Origin of the sequence: Senegalia massiliensis (genome assembly GCF_900626135.1) — a bacterium.
Lineage (GTDB): Bacteria > Bacillota > Clostridia > Tissierellales > SIT17 > Anaeromonas > Anaeromonas massiliensis.
The window spans coordinates 1,562,875-1,580,336 of the sequence record NZ_LR130785.1; the positions used below are offsets into that span (position 1 = coordinate 1,562,875).

Here is a 17,462-nt window from a genome sequence, read left to right on the forward strand (position 1 = left end):
ATATCATGATAGTAGAAAATTTATCAAATGGGGTTTATGGTGGAAACTGTTATATAATTTCATCAGATGATAATAGTGAAGGTATTGTTATTGACCCAGCAGATAATACAAACGAAATAATTGATTTTATAGAACAACATAATATAAAAATTAAATATATAGTATTAACTCATGGCCATGGAGATCATATTGGTGGTATAGAGGATTTAAAAGAAAAGACTAATGCAAAAATATTAATCCATAAAGAAGACAGAGAAATGTTAATGAATAAAGAATTAAATTTATCTTCCCAAATGCCAATGGTGACTACAGAGATAGAGCCAGACGGAGTGCTAGAAGATGGACAAATAATAGATTTTGGAGAACTTAAGGCTGAAATAATTCATACTCCAGGTCATACTAAAGGATGTATATCAATAAAAATAGGTAATAATATTTTTACAGGAGACACTTTATTTAAGGGTTCTATAGGTAGAACAGATTTATATGGTGGTTCTTATGATGATATAATAAAATCAATAGAAAATAAACTTATGATATATGATGATGAAGTAACAATATATCCAGGTCACGGTGGTAGTAGTACCATAGGTTATGAAAGAAAAGTAAATCCATTTTTAAATAAAGGTTAGTGAAAATAAAATGGTAAATATTTATTTAAAGAATTATAATAAAAAACACGATATCTACGAATTAGTAAAGGTACTTATGGAAACAAATAATATAAATTTTATAGATAACATGAATTTATATATTAAAGACTATTTGATAATTATTATAGTTAAAAGTAATTCAGTAAATGTTGGTATTTATTTAGATAAAAAGTTAATTAGCAAAAATAAAATAAAAAGTATAGATAAAATAAATATTAAAAAACCATTTGATAAAAAGATTAATATAGCAATAAAAAAGTGTGTTTATAAAGCTGTTATGAATATTAAAGATATAAATACATCATGGGGGATATTAACTGGAATAAGACCTTCCAAAATTGTACATGATTTAAAGGAAAAAAATGTAGATGAAAATGAAATATTTAATATTTTAACAGAAGAATATTTAATAGATATAAAAAAAGCAAATCTTCTTTTAAAAATTAGAGATATACAAGAAAAATATGTATATCCTTTAAACAAAGAACATTACAGTTTATATATAAGTATACCATTTTGTCCTAGTAGATGTATATATTGTTCTTTTCCTTCTTATTCAATAAAAAAATGGAAGTTACTAGTTGATGATTATACTAATTCATTAATTGAAGAAATAAAACAAATGGCTATATTTATGAAAGATAAGACATTAAAAACTATTTATATTGGAGGAGGAACACCTACTTCTATACCTGTAGAAAATTTAGAAAAAATAATTAAAGCTGTATATGAGTATTTTGACACTCAAAATACAATAGAATTTACAGTGGAAGCTGGTAGGGTAGATACTATCAATAAGAAAGTTTTAGAAATGTTAAAGGAAAATAGAATAGATAGAATTAGTATAAATCCACAGACAATGAATAATAAAACTTTAAAACTAATGAATAGACATCATACTAAAGCTGATATTGAAGAAATATTTAAATTAGCAAAAAGTATGAAGTTTAATTCTATAAACATGGATGTAATCATAGGATTACCTGGAGAAAATTTAAATGATATCAAAAATACTATGGAAATAATAAAAGAGTTAGATCCAGATAATTTAACTGTTCATACTTTAACTATAAAAAAGTCTTCAAAGTTAAATAAAGATTTAGACGAATATGATATTATAAAAGAAGGAAGTCTATATGATATGTTAAATGAAACAGTTGCATATTCAAAGGAAATGAATATGAAGCCTTATTATATGTATAGACAAAAACAAATATTAGGTAATTTTGAAAATGTGGGATATGCAAAAAAATATAAAGAGTGTATATACAATATTTCTATGATGGAAGAAAAACAAACTATTATTGGATTAGGTGCTGGAGCTGTATCTAAGGTATTTTATCCAAGTTCAAATAAAATAATTCGAGTACCTAATGTAGTAAATTTAAATGATTATATAAATAGAATAGATGATATGATAGAAAGAAAAGTATCAGCTGTAAATAAAATGTTGACAGAAGAAGAATAATCATTTATAATAGTTACAATATAAACATACGGTGAAGAGGCAGAGTAGTTAGTTTTATCATTTATAGAGAGCTAATGGTTGGTGAAAATTAGTATTGATAACTTATGAAGACACCTCAGAGTAAATAATTTGAATTTTAGTAGAATTATTCGTATATCTGCGTTAAAGATTATAAGTGGGTTATATACCAATTTGGGTGGCACCACGGGAACTTCAAACTCTCGTCCCTTGTCTATAGGGATAGGGTTTTTTTTATTATTCAAATTAAATAGGAGGGTTAAATATGTTAACAAGAGCACCAAGAGGAACTAAAGATGTATTACCTAATGAGTCTTATAAATGGCAATATCTAGAAAAAATATTTAGGGAGATTTGTAATAGTTTTGGTTATAAAGAAATAAGAACTCCTACTTTTGAACATACTGAATTATTTGAAAGAGGCGTAGGAGAAACTACAGATGTAGTACAAAAGGAAATGTATACTTTTCTAGATAAAGGTGATAGGAGTATAACATTAAAAGCTGAAGGAACTGCTCCAGCTGCAAGATTATATGTAGAAAATAAACTTTATGCTGATGCACAGCCTATAAAAACTTTTTATATAACACCTATATTTAGGTATGAAAGACCACAAAAAGGAAGACTTAGGGAACATCATCAATTTGGTGTAGAAGTATATGGTAGTGAGAATCCTTCAATAGATGCTGAAGTAATTAGTATTTTAGATAATTTATATAAAAGACTTGAAATTCAAGGTATAGAATTACAAATTAATAGTATAGGTTGTTCCAAGTGTAGACCTAATTATGATAAAGCTTTAAAGGAATATTTAAGTGAAAGATTAGATAAATTATGTGAAACATGTAATTCAAGATTTGATACAAATCCTATGAGAATATTGGATTGCAAAAATGATAATTGTCAAATGGAATTAAAAGAAGCTCCAACTATGTTAGATTATTTATGTGATGAATGTAGTGAACATTTTGATGGAGTAAAAAATTATTTAGATAATTTAGAAGTTGAATATATTGTGAACCCAAGAATTGTTAGAGGATTAGATTATTATACAAAAACAGCATTTGAATTTATATCTTCTGAGATTGGTGCTAAAAGCACAGTATGTGGTGGAGGTAGATATGATGGTCTAGTTGAACAAATAGGAGGACCAAGTACACCTGCTATAGGATTTGGAATGGGTATAGAGAGATTAATTCTTACTTTAGAAAATAATAATATAGAAATACCAAAAGAAGATGATTTAGATATATTTATAGTTACAATGGGTGATAAAGCGAAATCACTTGCTATGAAAATAGTAAAAGATCTAAGGACTCTTGGAATATCTTCAGATTTAGATCACTTAGATAGAAGTGTAAAAGCTCAATTCAAATATTCCAACAAGTTAAATTCTACTTATACAATAGTTATAGGAGACAATGAGATAGAAAATAAAAGTATTAAAATAAAAAATATGAAAACAGGAGATCAAGAAGATCTTAGCTTAGAAAATGTTGTAGAGTCTATAGAAGAAAGACTTAGGAGGTAATTATATGATTGAAAAATTAGGAAATTTAAGAAGAACTCATATGTGTGGTGAATTAACAAAGGATAATATAGATGAGCAAGTTGTACTTATGGGATGGGTACAAAAGAGAAGAAATTTAGGTGGGTTAATCTTTGTTGATTTAAGGGATATTACAGGTATTTCACAAATAGTATTTGATAATGAGATTTCTGCTGAAAGTTTTAAGAAGGCAGATGCAATTAGAAGTGAATATGTTATTGCAATAAAAGGAAAAGTTGTAGAAAGACAATCTAAAAACAAAGAACTTGCTACAGGTGATATAGAAGTTTTTGTAAGTGAACTTAAAATATTAGATAAATCAGAAACACCACCTATTTATATAAAAGATAATGATGAAGTATCTGAAAAGATGAGACTTCAATATAGATTCTTAGATCTTAGAAAATCATATATGCAAAATAATATTAAAATAAGACATAAAACAGCAAAGATTGTTAGGAATTTCTTTGATGAAAATAATTTTTTAGAAATAGAAACACCTGTACTTAACAAACCTACTCCAGAAGGAGCAAGAGATTATCTGGTACCAAGTAGAGTTAATCCAGGAAAATTCTATGCATTACCCCAGTCTCCACAACTTATGAAACAGCTTTTAATGGTTTCTGGTATGGATAGATATTATCAAATAGTAAAATGTTTTAGAGATGAAGATTTGAGAGCAAATAGACAACCTGAATTTACTCAAATTGATGCAGAAATGTCATTTGTAGATATTGATGATGTTATATCTCTAAATGAAAAACTTATATATAAAATATTTAAAGAAATAAAAGGTATAGAAATAGATTTACCTATAAAGAGAATGAAGTATGATGAAGCTATGGAAAGTTATGGTTCAGATAAACCTGATTTACGTTTTGGATTCAAAATAAAAAACATATCAAATGTTGTTGAAAACTCTGAATTCAAAGTGTTTAGTGGAGCAATAGCTAGTGGTGGAAGTGTAAGAGCTATAAATATAAAAGGATATGAAAATGAATTTAGTAGAAAAAAGATTTCTAAACTTGAAAAATATATTAAAACTTATGGTGCAAAAGGACTTGCATGGATTAAAATGAATGAAGAAGGTATTAGTTCTCCTATATCTAAGTTTTTAAGTGAAAAAGAAATAGAGAAATTGAAACAAGAATTAGATATAGAAAAAGGAGATATAGTTTTTATAGTTGCAGATAAAGATAAAATAGTTTTTGATTCACTTGGTCATTTGAGAATTGAAGTTGCAAAAACATTAGACCTTATAGATGAAGATATATTTGAAATGGTTTGGATAACTGATTTCCCACTATTTGAATATGATGAAGAGCAAGATAGATATGTAGCTAAACATCATCCATTTACTCATCCTGTTGATGAAGATATACCATTACTTGAGACTGAACCTGAAAAGGTGAAAGCAAAGGCCTATGATATTGTTATAAATGGTGATGAAATAGCAGGTGGTAGTATAAGGATAAATAATACAGAATTACAGCAAAAAATGTTTAGAGCTCTTGGATTTACAGAAGAAGAAGCATGGAAAAAGTTTGGATTTTTACTTGAAGCTTTCAAATATGGAGTACCACCACATGGAGGAATAGCATATGGATTTGATAGACTTATAATGCTTCTTACAGGAATGAAAAACATAAGAGATGTTATAGCATTTCCTAAAACACAAAATGCTACATCCCTTCTTACAGAGGCTCCTACAGAAATATCAAAAGAGCAGCTAAAAGAACTTTCTATACAAGTAGATATGAGTGAATTGAAATAGATTATTCCTTATGGTATCATTAAAGTAAGTATAACGGTAAGGAGGAATAATATGGATCAAGTTGGTTATGTTGTAGAAGTAAAAGATAATTATGCTGTTGTAGATGTAAGAAGAACTAGTGCATGTGGAGATAAATGTTCATCTTGTGGTGGAGGTTGTAATATTCCAGCAATGAGAGTTAATATTAAAAATACAATAAATGCAAGAGTAGGGAATTTTGTGGAGGTAGAGATGGAAACAAAGAGTTTGATGAAATCTGCATTCATAGCCTATATAATTCCTCTAATAATGCTTATTGCAGGAATTTCACTAGGCGTTTATTTCTTTAGTAATTTAGGGTTTCAAAATTATGAAATCTTTGGTGTATTAACAGGTTTAGTTGCTCTAGTTATATCTTATTTTTTACTTAGAGTTATTGATAATAATATAAAGAAAAGTAAATCTACAGAGTTAAAACTCGTAAGGGTGATTTAGCTTATGGAGGAATTTAATATGAAAGATATAGATACTAAAAAGAGTTCCATAACAAGACTTAGAAAAATAGAAGGTCAGATAAAAGGAATTCAAAAAATGGTAGAAGAAGATAAGTATTGTGCTGATATACTTACTCAAATTGTAGCTGCAAAATCTGCACTTAACAAAGTAGGTGGTATAATTTTAGAAAATTATACTAAAAACTGTATTAAAAAAGATATAATAGAAGGTAAAGATAGTGAAGAAGCTATACAAAATCTAATAAATATAATTATAAAATATAATCATTAAAAAATTGCTATCCTAATCTAGGATAGCAATTTTTATTTATATAATTTTTTAGTTCTAGATTCTCTAATTATTTTAGCAGTTGAAATAGAAATTATTATTGCAGAAGCAATAGCTGCAGCAATAAATATAGTCTCACTTCCTATTTCTGCTGCATCAATAAACCTTTTTTCTGTAACTGCAAGCATAGTATAATACATACCTGACCCTGGAACAAGTGGAACGATTCCTGGAATTATAAACACTGTAGCAGGTTTTTTGAATCTCCTAGCAAAAAACTCACCTAATATACCTACACTTAAAGCTCCAAAGAAAGAGCCCATTACAGGTGAATTTAGATGTTCAACAAATATGATGTAAATTATCCAACCAACAGCACCATTTATGCCAGATTTTACAATAGAATCTCTTGATATATTAAAAATAATTGAAAATCCTACTGTAGAAATGAAAGCAAATATAAAATGTTTAAAATAAAGCATTAATTGCACTCCTTATACTGTCTATATCTCCGAATGTATTAATTACCATCCTAAGTGTTACTCCAACTCCCAAAGCTATGGCAAGGGCTATTATAGTAGCTTCTACTGCTCGAGATATACCTGATACAAAATCACCAGAGATTGAGTCTCTAATTGCATTTGTAATTGCTACTCCAGGTACTAATAACATAAGTGATCCTATTATAACATTATTTATATTGTTTCCAATATTAAAGCTATATAAAATAACTGAAAATAAAGTAACAAATATACCGCCTATAACATTTGATAGAAAAAAAGTTATAGGGAGTTTTTTTATAAAATCTAATAATATAACTAATGATGTACTAGTAATAAATGAAGCTATAAAATCAAATAAATTACCTCCAAACATTAGGGTAAAGAAACTTCCAGCAAGACCTCCAAATAAATATCTTAAATTATTTTTATAAGGGTCTAACTTATCTATCAAAGTCAATGTTTTGATTCCTTCAGAAATTGACATATTTGTAGATACAAACTTTCTTGAGAAATCATTGACCTTTTCAATTTTATGAAGATCAATTGATATAGAATTAATCCTTTTAATATAAGAAAATAATTCATCATTATGTTCAACAGATAAGAATATACCAGTAGGAGTTACAAATGTTTCTACAAAATCTATATTTCTAGACTTACATATTCTTGTTATTGTATCTTCAACTCTATATGTTTCAGCACCATTACGGAGCATTATTTTCCCTGCGAGAATTGATAATATTAATAAATTTTTTATTTCACTTTTTTCCATCTAATCACCTTTATACAATGGATTTTTTAAATACCACATTTATTATATTATTATAACATCTATCAAATAATAAACAATAAAATATTTGACTAATACTTTTTTTTTGTTTATTATTAAAGTAAACTAGAAGAAAGGTGATGATGAATTGAAAAATCTTGAAAAGCATGATGAGGAACTATTTAATATTATAAACAAAGAGTACAAAAGACAAAAAGAAGGACTTGAGTTAATAGCATCAGAAAATTATGTAACAGATTCAGTTTTAGAAGCTGCAGGAAGTATACTTACAAATAAATATGCAGAAGGATACCCTGGAAAACGATATTATGCTGGATGTGAATTTGTAGACCAAGCTGAGGATTTAGCTCGTGAAAGACTTAAAGAACTCTTTGGAGCAGATCATGTAAATGTTCAACCACATTCTGGTTCAAATGCAAACTTAGGGGTTTATTTCAGTATACTTGAACCTGGAGATACAGTTTTAGGTATGAATTTATCTCATGGTGGACACTTAACTCATGGTAGTCCTGTAAATATTTCTGGAACATATTATAATTTCATTTCCTATGGAGTAAATAAAGATACTCATAAAATAGATTATGATGAAGTTTTAAATATAGCAAAAGAAAATAAACCAAAATTAATAGTTGCAGGAGCAAGTGCTTACCCAAGAGAGATAGATTTTTCAAAGTTTAGAGATATTGCTGATGAAGTTGGGGCATATTTAATGGTTGATATGGCACATATAGCAGGACTTGTAGCAGCAGGTCTTCATATGAATCCAGTAGAATATGCTGATTTTGTAACTACTACAACTCATAAAACATTAAGAGGACCTCGTGGTGGAGCTATACTTTGCAAATCAGAATATGCAAAAAAAGTTGATAAAGCCATATTCCCTGGTATACAAGGTGGACCACTTATGCATATTATAGCTGCAAAGGCAGTGGCATTTAAAGAAGCTCTAAGTGATGATTTTAAAGATTATCAAAAACAAGTTATAAGTAATGCTAAAGCTTTAGCAAAAGGATTAGTTGATAGAGGACTAACACTTGTTTCAGGTGGAACAGATAATCACTTAATTTTAATAGATGCAAAAGCTAATGGGTTAACAGGAAAAGAAGCAGAAAAGCTACTTACTGATGTTGATATTACAGTAAACAAAAATACTATACCATTTGATAAAGAATCACCTTTTGTAACTAGTGGAGTAAGAATTGGTACTCCTGCTGTTACAACAAGAAATATGAAAGAAGAAGAGATGGATATAATAGCAGATATTATTTATAGAGCTATAACTAAAAAGGATGATCCAGAAAAACTTAAAAAGGAAGTACATGAACTTACAGCTAAATTTGATTTACCATCAAGAGTGCTTATATAGCACTCTTTTTTTCTTGATTTTTGTGAAATATAATGATAGTATACCTAAGTATGATAGGAAAATATAAGGTATTGTGGTATAATATTAATACCAGGTACTAATTAGGAAGGACAAAATAATGGAATTACGTAATATTGATGATAATATAAATATAATAGAACATGTAAAAGAAAATAGTATAGCAGAGGAACTTGATGTAGAAGTTGGTGATATACTTATTTCTATCAATAATAATGAAATAAAAGATATTATTGATTATAAATTCCATATAGCAGATGATTATATAGTTGTAACAATAAAAAAGTCAAATGGTGAAATATGGGATTTAGAAATAGAAAAAGAATATGATGAAGATTTAGGCATAGAATTTTCTAATTCATTGATTGACAAAGCAAAAAGATGTAGAAATAATTGTATGTTTTGTTTTATTGATCAATTGCCTGAAAATATGAGAGAGACATTATATTTTAAAGATGATGATTCTAGGTTATCATTTTTACAAGGCAATTTTATTACTCTTACTAATATGAGTGATGAAGAAATAAATAGAATAATAAGATATAGAATTAGTCCTATAAATATATCTGTTCATACTACAAATAAAGAATTAAGAAAGCAGATGTTAAATAATAAAAATGCAGGCAAATTATATAATATATTAAAGAGATTTAATGAAGCAAATATAAAGATGAATGCACAAATTGTTTTAATACATGGAATAAATGATGGAATAGAGCTTGAAAAAACTCTTGATGATTTATCAAAACTTTATCCAAATATTGAAAGTGTGGCAGTTGTACCTGTAGGTATTACAAAGCATAGAGCAGGATTGAAAGAAATAGATAGTTATGATAAAGAAAAATCTATAAAACTTTTAAAGGAAATAAGTAGCTATCAAAGAAAATATTTAGATAAATTTGGAAGTAGGTTTATATTTGCATCAGATGAATTTTATGTTTTAGCTGATTTGGATTTACCTAGCTATGAAGATTATGAAGGGTTTCCTCAAATAGAAAATGGAGTAGGATTGCTTCGAGATTTTGAATCTAGTATAGAAAATGAATTAAAAAATATGACTAATATAAATGTAAATAAAACAGTACTACTTGCAACTGGAACTCTTGCATATGATTTTATGAAGAGAATTGCTAAAATAATAAGTGAGAATATTTCTGGATTAAAAATTAAGGTTATTGAAGTTAAAAATGACTTTTTTGGTCATACTATTACTGTTTCAGGTTTAGTTACCGGAAAAGATTTACTTAAGAATGTTATAAATGAAGAATTTGATGAACTTGTTATACCTGAATCAATGCTAAGAAGTGGAGAACAAGTATTTTTAGATGATTTAACTGTTAGTGATATAAAAAGCAAAATACAAAAAGATATACGTATATCTAAAGTAAATGGAAAAGATTTTATAAATACATTAATAAATTAGAGGTGATGATATGGGAAGACCGATACTTGCTATAGTTGGAAGACCAAATGTAGGTAAATCGACTTTGTTTAACAGAATTGCAGGAAAGAGAATATCAATAGTAGAAGATGAGCCAGGAGTTACAAGAGATAGAATATATGCTGAAGGTGAATGGCTAAATAATTATTTTAATATGATAGATACTGGAGGTATAGAACCAAATAGTGAAGATATTATTTTATCTCAAATGCGTACGCAAGCTGAAATTGCAATAGAAACAGCAGATGTAATACTTTTTATGGTAGATGGGAAAGAAGGTTTAACTTCTACAGATAGAGAAGTTGCAAATATGCTTAGAAAATCTAATAGAAAGGTTATATTAGTAGCTAATAAAGTTGATTCTCATACACCTCCTAATACTATATATGAATTTTATGAATTAGGGTTATCAGAACCAATAATGATATCTGCAAGTCATGGATATGGTATAGGAGATTTACTAGATGAAGTTATATCTAATTTTCCAGATGATAAAGATACTGGATATGAAGAAGATATAACTAAAGTAGCAGTTATAGGAAAACCAAATGCAGGGAAGAGCTCTCTTATAAATAAAATTTTAGGAGAAGATAGAGTAATTGTAAGTGACATTCCAGGCACTACAAGAGATGCTATTGATACCCCTTTTAATGTGGGAGATGAAAAATATGTTTTCATTGATACTGCTGGAATGAGAAAAAAAAGAAAGATAACTGAGAATATTGAAAGGTATAGCGTTGTAAGGGCTCTTACAGCAATTGAAAGATCAGATGTTTGTTTAATTGTGATTGACGCTGAAGAAGGAGTTACAGAGCAGGATAAAAAAATAGCTGGTTATGCACATGACAATGGTAGAGCATCTATAATTTTAGTCAATAAATGGGACTTAATAGAAAAAGAAGATAAAACTTATTTGAAATTTGAAAAAGAAGTTAGAGAAGGGCTACCATTTATGACTTATGCACCAATATTACTTGTATCTGCTTTAACAGGAAAGAGAATAAATAGAATTCTTGATTTAATTAAAGTTGTATCAAATAACCACTCTATGAGAATAAAAACTGGAGTATTAAATGATATAGTTGGTGAAGCTATACTTATGAATCAACCGCCTTCTGATAAAGGAAGGAGACTTAAGATATTTTATGCAACACAGGCTGCATCAAAGCCACCTAAATTCATAATTTTTGTAAATGATAAAGAATTAATGCACTTTTCATATGCTAGATATTTAGAAAATCAATTGAGAGCTTCTTTTGGATTAGAGGGTACACCTATTCTATTTGAATTTAGAGAAAGGGGGAAATAATTTGATAGATATCCTTTTAGTAGCCCTAATAGCATATGCAATTGGTAATTTTTCCACATCTTATATTTTAGGTAAATTAATTAAAAGAACTGATATTAGAACAAAAGGTAGTGGAAATGCTGGGGCTACAAATGCTTTAAGGGTTTTTGGTAAAAAGTTTGCCATTATAACTTTTATTTTTGATGCTCTAAAAGGAGTTATAGCAGTTATAATAGGTGAAATGCTACTTGGAGATACTGGAGGACTAATAGCAGGATTATTTGCAGTAATAGGACATGATTTTCCTATTGTACTTAAATTCAAAGGTGGTAAAGGAATTGCAACAACAATTGGTGCTGCAACTTTTATACATCCTATACCTGCTTTAATTGCAATAATAATAGGAATAATAATAATAATAAAAACTAGATATGTATCTCTTGGTTCTGTTTCTGCTATATCATTAGTACCTTTTATAGGATTAATTATAATACGGCCCTTTAATTTAGAATATATTTTATTCTTGACAGCATTAGCATTATTAGCGATAATTAGACATAAATCTAATATAAAAAGACTACTAAATGGATGTGAATCCAAAATAGGACAAAAAGCAAAATAGGAGGATTTATATGAGTCAAAGTATAGGTGTATTAGGAGGCGGAAGTTGGGGTACTGCTCTTAGTATATTGTTAGCTAAAAAAGGTGTAGAAGTTGATTTATGGGTTAGAAATGAAGAAAAAGCTTTACAAATGAATGAGTCTAGAGAAAATATTCAGTATTTACCTGGAGTAATTCTTCCTAATAATATAAATATAACTTCTAGTATTGATAAAACAATAAAAGATAAAGATATTTTATTATTAGCAGTACCAACTCAAGCAGTTAGAAATACTATTGAAAAAATAAAACATGATATAAAACCTGGTCAAATAATAGTTAATGTGGCAAAAGGTATAGAGGTAGGTACACTTTATAGAATTTCAGAAATTGTTGAAGAATTAGTACCTAATTCTAAATATGCTGTATTATCAGGACCATCTCATGCAGAAGAAGTTGCAAAAGACATTCCTACTGCTATAGTAGTAGCTTCTAAATATGAAGATGTAGGATTATATGTACAAGAATTTTTTATGACTCCTAAATTTAGGGTGTATACAAATGAAGATGTTATAGGTGTAGAACTTGGCGGAGCTCTTAAAAATGTAATAGCACTTGGAGCAGGTATATCAGATGGGCTTGGATATGGAGACAATACTAAAGCTGCTCTTATGAATAGAGGAATAATCGAAATAGCAAGACTTGGTGAAAAAATGGGAGCAAATTCTATGACTTTTGCTGGACTTTCTGGAATTGGCGATTTAATAGTAACTTGCACAAGTATGCATAGTAGGAATAGAAGGGCTGGTATAAAAATTGGAGAAGGTCATTCAATGGAAGAAGCAAGTCGTATAGTTGGAATGGTAGTTGAAGGTATTAAAACTTCTAAATCAGCATATAGTTTAGCAAAGAAACTAGATGTTGAAATGCCTATAATAAATGCAATATATGAAGTTTTATATAAAGGAAAAGATGTAAAAAATTCTGTAATAAATTTAATGCTTAGAGATAAAACTCATGAAGTAGAGATGTAGATAAATAGATTTTAAAAATGTTTAAAGTATTCAATTGAATACTTTAAACATTTTTTTATATTTTTTTTAAAGCTTGTAATATTATCGGTACAACTTCAATATATATACTTTAAGAAGATATATGATTTTGTTTAATTTATAAAGGAGGCGACGTTAGTGGATAAGTTCAATATATATAAAGAAATCTCTGAAAGAACAGATGGAGATATTTATATTGGAGTTGTAGGACCAGTAAGAACAGGCAAATCAACATTCATCAAAAAATTCATGGATAAGCTAGTAATTCCAAACATAGAAAGTCAACATAGAAAAGAAAGGGCAAAAGATGAACTTCCTCAATCTGGCGCAGGGAAAACAATAACTACTACAGAACCTAAATTTGTACCAAGTGAAGCTGTAGATTTAGTTTTAGATGATAATATTAAATTTAAGGTAAGAATGGTTGACTGTGTAGGTTATTTAGTAGATGGTGTATTAGGTCATGAAGAGAATAATATGCCAAGAATGGTTACAACACCATGGTATCAAAAAGAAATACCTTTTGCAGAAGCTGCTGAGATAGGAACAAGAAAGGTAATAACTGATCATTCTACAATAGGCGTAGTTGTTACAACAGATGGATCATTTACAGAAATAGATAGGTCAAGTTATATTGCATCAGAGGAAAGAGTAGTTAAAGAACTTCAAGAATTAGATAAACCATTCGTTATACTTTTAAATTCTAAGCATCCAACACTTGATAGTACAGTGGCACTTAAAGAAAATTTAGAAGAAAAATATAATGTTCCTGTTATAGCTGTTGATTGTATGAATTTAGAAATAGAAGACATTACATCTACTCTAAACAAAGTATTGTTAGAATTTCCAATTCAAGAAATAAATATTGATTTACCTGGTTGGGTAGATGGACTAAGTACTAAGCATTCTTTGAAGAAGCAAATTATTGATACTGTTATAGAAAACACTTCAGGAATACATAAATTAAGTGAAATAAATAAAGCAGTAGAAAATATATTTGAATGTGAAACAATTGAAAAAACTAATATTAATGAAATAAATTTAGGAAAAGGAGTAGTTAATATAGATTTAGCTGTAGATGATAGTATATTCTATAATGTAATAAGTGAATCTACAGGATATGATATAAAAGGAGAACATCAAATATTAAATCTAATAACAAAACTTTCGCAAATTAAAAAAGAACATGATAAAATAGCACAGGCTTTAGAAGATGTAAAGCAAAGTGGTTATGGATTAGTATCTCCTAGTATAGAAGAATTAGAGCTTTTAGAACCAGAAACATTTAAAGAAGGTCATAGATTTGGTGTTAAATTAAAAGCAAATGCTCCTTCACTACATCTTATAAGAGCAGATATTGCTACAGAGGTATCACCTATAATTGGTACAGAAAAACAAAGTGAAGAATTGGTAAATTATTTATTAGAAGAATTTGAAAATGATCCAGCAAAAATTTGGGAAACAAATATGTTTGGAAAATCTCTACATGATTTAGTAAATGAACAATTACAAACTAAAATTAATATGATGCCAATTGATGCTAGAAGTAAAATACAAAGAACACTACAAAGAATAATAAATAAAGGTAGTGGTGGGTTAATTTGCATTATCATATAAAATGGAATTAGTTTAAAAGGTCAAAATATTTATATATTTTGGCCTTTTATTATTTTTATCATATTTATAAATTAGTGAAATTATGGTATACTTAATGAAAACAATAATATATAAATATCAATTTTAGAAAGTAGTGATGTTTTGTTATTTTATTTTTTAAAAAATATAGCATTTATTTTACTTATAGTTAGTATTTTAGGATATATTTTAGTTGTTATTAAAGAAAAAATCTATTTAAAAGAAAATACTATTGTAATAGATAATAAATCTGTTACTTCTGAACATATAAATGAGGCAGATATAAGTGAATTTTTGCTTGGTAATCTTAAAGTAAGAACTGGAGATGAAATTTCTATTTTACTTAAATCTAATAAGAAATTTAGTGGTATAGTAATAGGGGCTAAGGAAAAGGAAAATTCAGTATTGTTAGTTACACATAAAGATAAGGTTTTAGATCTAAGTGTAACTAAAATTAAAAGAGTAAAACTAATAAGTAAATATGGAAGATTTTTTTAATAAATATTTTTAATTAAGAAGGAAATTTATAATAAAGATAGAAGTATATTTAATAGGATATCACAGTTTGAGGTGTAGAAATGAGTAAACAACAAAGAGAACTTAAAAGAAAAAGAAAGAGAACTGTTAAACTTTTCTTTTTGATTATAGTTACATTATATATATTATTTATGTTTTTGCCGAATTTATATAGTTCTAAAGCTCAGACTATTCTTGTTAAAAGTGAAGAAATTGAAAAAAAAATAGAGAGTAAAGCAATAACAATAAAAGATGAAACTATATATGAAGCAAAAAGTAAAGGAAAATTAAAATTTTATCATAATGAAGGAGAAAAAATCTCTAAAAATCAAGTTTTAATGACTCAAGCAAACTTATCTAATATTGAAGACTATGAAAAAGAAATAGATAATATTGAAAAAGAAATAGACAAGCTTAATAAAGCGAATAAATCCAATACTTTGTTTAATAAGGACTTCAAAAAATTAGAAAAAGAAATAAATGAAATTGAAAAAAACATTTCAGAAGCTAATGAAAAAGAAAACTCTAAAGAAATAAAAGAGTTAGAAAATCAACTTAAAGAAAAACAGGACAAATTAAAAACTATTTCTCAACAAAATGGATTTATGGGTTATACAACTAGACAATTAATAAATCAAAAAGAAGAATTATTAGAAAAGATTTCTAAAAATAATAATTCAATTGTTAGTAATGAGTCAGGACTTGTGTCTTATTTATTTGATGGTTATGAAACTAAATATACTGTTCATAATATGACTAATTTAAATCCAAGTGATATAGATATAAAAAAACCTCAGGTTAAAAATATTAAAAAAATATCTGATTCTTCAGTAGGGGATCCTATTGTGAAAGTTATAAAAGATTTTAAATGGTTTATAGCTACAAATATTTCTATTGAAGATGCAAAAGAGTTAGATGAAGAACAAAGCATAAATATTAGAATAAAGAAAGATAATAAAAAGATAAATGGTAAAATTTTAAAAATAAATACTAGTAAAAAAAATGCATTAGTTTTAATTGAATTGGACTCTTATTTATATAAATATTATAAAGATAGAATTTTAGATATTGATATAATTTTAAAAGAGTATCATGGGTTAAGAATACCTTCAAAGGCTGTTGTTGAAAAAGATGATGTTAAAGGAGTTTACACAAAAAATGTAGATTCTATCATTAAATTTAAATCTATAAACGTAATTTATTCAGAAGATGATTTTGTCATTGCTTTACCTGATGAAACAAATCAAAGTTCAATAGAAGCTTATGATGAGGTAATAATTGAAAAAAATATAATTGAGAATTATATGGATAAATAGGAGGTAATTAAAATTTCAATTAAAGAAAATATTAAATTGATAGAAGGAAAAATAGAAGATGCATGTAATAGAGCAAATAGAAATAGATCTGATGTAAAATTAATTGCTGTTACAAAAACTCAATCTATAGAATCCATAGAAGAAATAATTGATTCTGGATTATATCATATAGGAGAAAATAAAGTTCAAGAAATAATGGATAAATATGATAGTCTAAATAAAGAAGAGTTAAATTGGCACATGATAGGACATTTACAATCTAATAAGGTTAAATACATAATAGATAAAATGAATTTATTTCATTCTCTTGACAGGCTATCTCTTGCTAAAGAGCTTAATAAAAGAGCTAGAAAAATTGATAGAGTAGTTGATGTATTAATACAAGTAAATGTTGCAGAAGAAGAAAGTAAGTTTGGGATAAAAAAACAGGAGATATGGGATTTTATAGAATCTCTTAAAAAATATCCTTTTATAGCTGTAAAAGGTCTTATGGTAATGGCTCCATTTGATGAGGAACCTGAAAATATAAGGTATGTATTTAAAGAAGCAAAATCTTTATTTGAAGATATAAAGAAAAAAGAAATTCCTTATATAGATATGAAATATCTTTCAATGGGGATGACTAATGATTTTGAAATTGCAATTGAAGAAGGATCAAATTTAGTAAGAGTTGGTACAGGTATTTTTGGTAAAAGAAAATAAGGAGGAATAAA

The 17,462-nt window shown here is 27.3% G+C and carries 17 protein-coding genes and 1 other annotated feature; of the genes, 15 read left to right on the forward strand and 2 right to left on the reverse strand.

Annotated elements, in window-relative coordinates:
• Window positions 1-5 precede the first annotated feature (5 nt).
• The 6 genes from E0D94_RS07775 (at window position 6) to E0D94_RS07800 (ending at window position 6,227) form a co-directional block, all read left to right on the forward strand.
• A complete protein-coding gene (locus tag E0D94_RS07775) occupies window positions 6-632 on the forward strand; it encodes an MBL fold metallo-hydrolase (RefSeq protein WP_130806780.1) in 627 nt (208 codons plus the stop codon).
• Window positions 633-642: 10 nt separating this feature from the next.
• A complete protein-coding gene (hemZ, locus tag E0D94_RS07780) occupies window positions 643-2,121 on the forward strand; it encodes a coproporphyrinogen dehydrogenase HemZ (RefSeq protein WP_130806782.1) in 1,479 nt (492 codons plus the stop codon).
• A gap of 22 nt (window positions 2,122-2,143) precedes the next feature.
• Window positions 2,144-2,353, forward strand: a binding site (T-box leader).
• A 51-nt stretch (window positions 2,354-2,404) separates the two neighbouring features.
• Window positions 2,405-3,670 carry a histidine--tRNA ligase gene (gene hisS, locus E0D94_RS07785; RefSeq protein ID WP_130806784.1) on the forward strand — a complete coding sequence of 422 codons (1,266 nt, stop codon included), beginning with the start codon at window positions 2,405-2,407 and terminating at the stop codon, window positions 3,668-3,670.
• A gap of 4 nt (window positions 3,671-3,674) precedes the next feature.
• Window positions 3,675-5,462, forward strand: coding sequence for an aspartate--tRNA ligase (aspS, locus tag E0D94_RS07790; protein ID WP_130806786.1), 1,788 nt, complete (start codon window positions 3,675-3,677; stop codon window positions 5,460-5,462).
• 51 nt (window positions 5,463-5,513) lie between these two features.
• A complete protein-coding gene (locus E0D94_RS07795) occupies window positions 5,514-5,936 on the forward strand; it encodes a SoxR reducing system RseC family protein (RefSeq protein WP_130806788.1) in 423 nt (140 codons plus the stop codon).
• A gap of 18 nt (window positions 5,937-5,954) precedes the next feature.
• The gene (locus tag E0D94_RS07800; RefSeq protein WP_130806790.1) at window positions 5,955-6,227 is read left to right on the forward strand and encodes a metal-sensitive transcriptional regulator; all 273 of its coding nucleotides are present in this window, start codon (window positions 5,955-5,957) and stop codon (window positions 6,225-6,227) included.
• Window positions 6,228-6,259: 32 nt separating this feature from the next.
• Here E0D94_RS07800 and E0D94_RS07805 read toward each other — a convergent pair whose 3' ends face one another.
• Window positions 6,260-6,706, reverse strand: a complete 447-nt coding sequence (locus E0D94_RS07805) for a threonine/serine exporter family protein (protein WP_130806792.1) — start codon at window positions 6,704-6,706, stop codon at window positions 6,260-6,262.
• Window positions 6,693-7,499, reverse strand: coding sequence for a threonine/serine exporter family protein (locus tag E0D94_RS07810; RefSeq protein WP_130806794.1), 807 nt, complete (start codon window positions 7,497-7,499; stop codon window positions 6,693-6,695). The genes E0D94_RS07805 and E0D94_RS07810 overlap by 14 nt, the downstream gene beginning before the upstream one ends.
• 145 nt (window positions 7,500-7,644) lie before the next feature.
• Here E0D94_RS07810 and E0D94_RS07815 point away from each other — a divergent pair, with 145 nt between their 5' ends.
• The 9 genes from E0D94_RS07815 (at window position 7,645) to E0D94_RS07855 (ending at window position 17,451) form a co-directional block, all read left to right on the forward strand.
• Complete coding sequence (locus tag E0D94_RS07815) at window positions 7,645-8,883, forward strand: serine hydroxymethyltransferase (RefSeq protein WP_130806796.1); 1,239 nt, start codon at window positions 7,645-7,647, stop codon at window positions 8,881-8,883.
• Window positions 8,884-9,001: 118 nt separating this feature from the next.
• Window positions 9,002-10,324 (forward strand): DUF512 domain-containing protein, encoded by a 1,323-nt coding sequence (locus E0D94_RS07820; RefSeq protein ID WP_130806798.1) that lies wholly within the window; start codon window positions 9,002-9,004, stop codon window positions 10,322-10,324.
• A gap of 10 nt (window positions 10,325-10,334) precedes the next feature.
• Window positions 10,335-11,651, forward strand: a complete 1,317-nt coding sequence (gene der / locus E0D94_RS07825; protein ID WP_130806800.1) for a ribosome biogenesis GTPase Der — start codon at window positions 10,335-10,337, stop codon at window positions 11,649-11,651.
• 1 nt (window position 11,652) lies between these two features.
• Window positions 11,653-12,252 carry a glycerol-3-phosphate 1-O-acyltransferase PlsY gene (gene plsY, locus E0D94_RS07830; protein WP_207289672.1) on the forward strand — a complete coding sequence of 200 codons (600 nt, stop codon included), beginning with the start codon at window positions 11,653-11,655 and terminating at the stop codon, window positions 12,250-12,252.
• Between the two features lie 10 nt (window positions 12,253-12,262).
• Window positions 12,263-13,264 (forward strand): NAD(P)H-dependent glycerol-3-phosphate dehydrogenase, encoded by a 1,002-nt coding sequence (locus E0D94_RS07835; RefSeq protein ID WP_130806801.1) that lies wholly within the window; start codon window positions 12,263-12,265, stop codon window positions 13,262-13,264.
• 156 nt (window positions 13,265-13,420) lie between these two features.
• Entirely contained in the window at window positions 13,421-14,899 is a 1,479-nt protein-coding gene (spoIVA, locus tag E0D94_RS07840) for a stage IV sporulation protein A (protein WP_130806802.1), read from the forward strand.
• 141 nt (window positions 14,900-15,040) lie between these two features.
• Window positions 15,041-15,415, forward strand: coding sequence for a hypothetical protein (locus E0D94_RS07845; RefSeq protein ID WP_130806803.1), 375 nt, complete (start codon window positions 15,041-15,043; stop codon window positions 15,413-15,415).
• An 80-nt stretch (window positions 15,416-15,495) separates the two neighbouring features.
• Entirely contained in the window at window positions 15,496-16,749 is a 1,254-nt protein-coding gene (locus tag E0D94_RS07850; protein WP_130806804.1) for a biotin/lipoyl attachment domain-containing protein, read from the forward strand.
• Between the two features lie 18 nt (window positions 16,750-16,767).
• Window positions 16,768-17,451: a YggS family pyridoxal phosphate-dependent enzyme gene (locus E0D94_RS07855; protein WP_341274572.1), complete on the forward strand. Its 684-nt coding sequence runs from the start codon at window positions 16,768-16,770 to the stop codon at window positions 17,449-17,451.
• The last annotated feature ends 11 nt before the right edge of the window (window positions 17,452-17,462 follow it).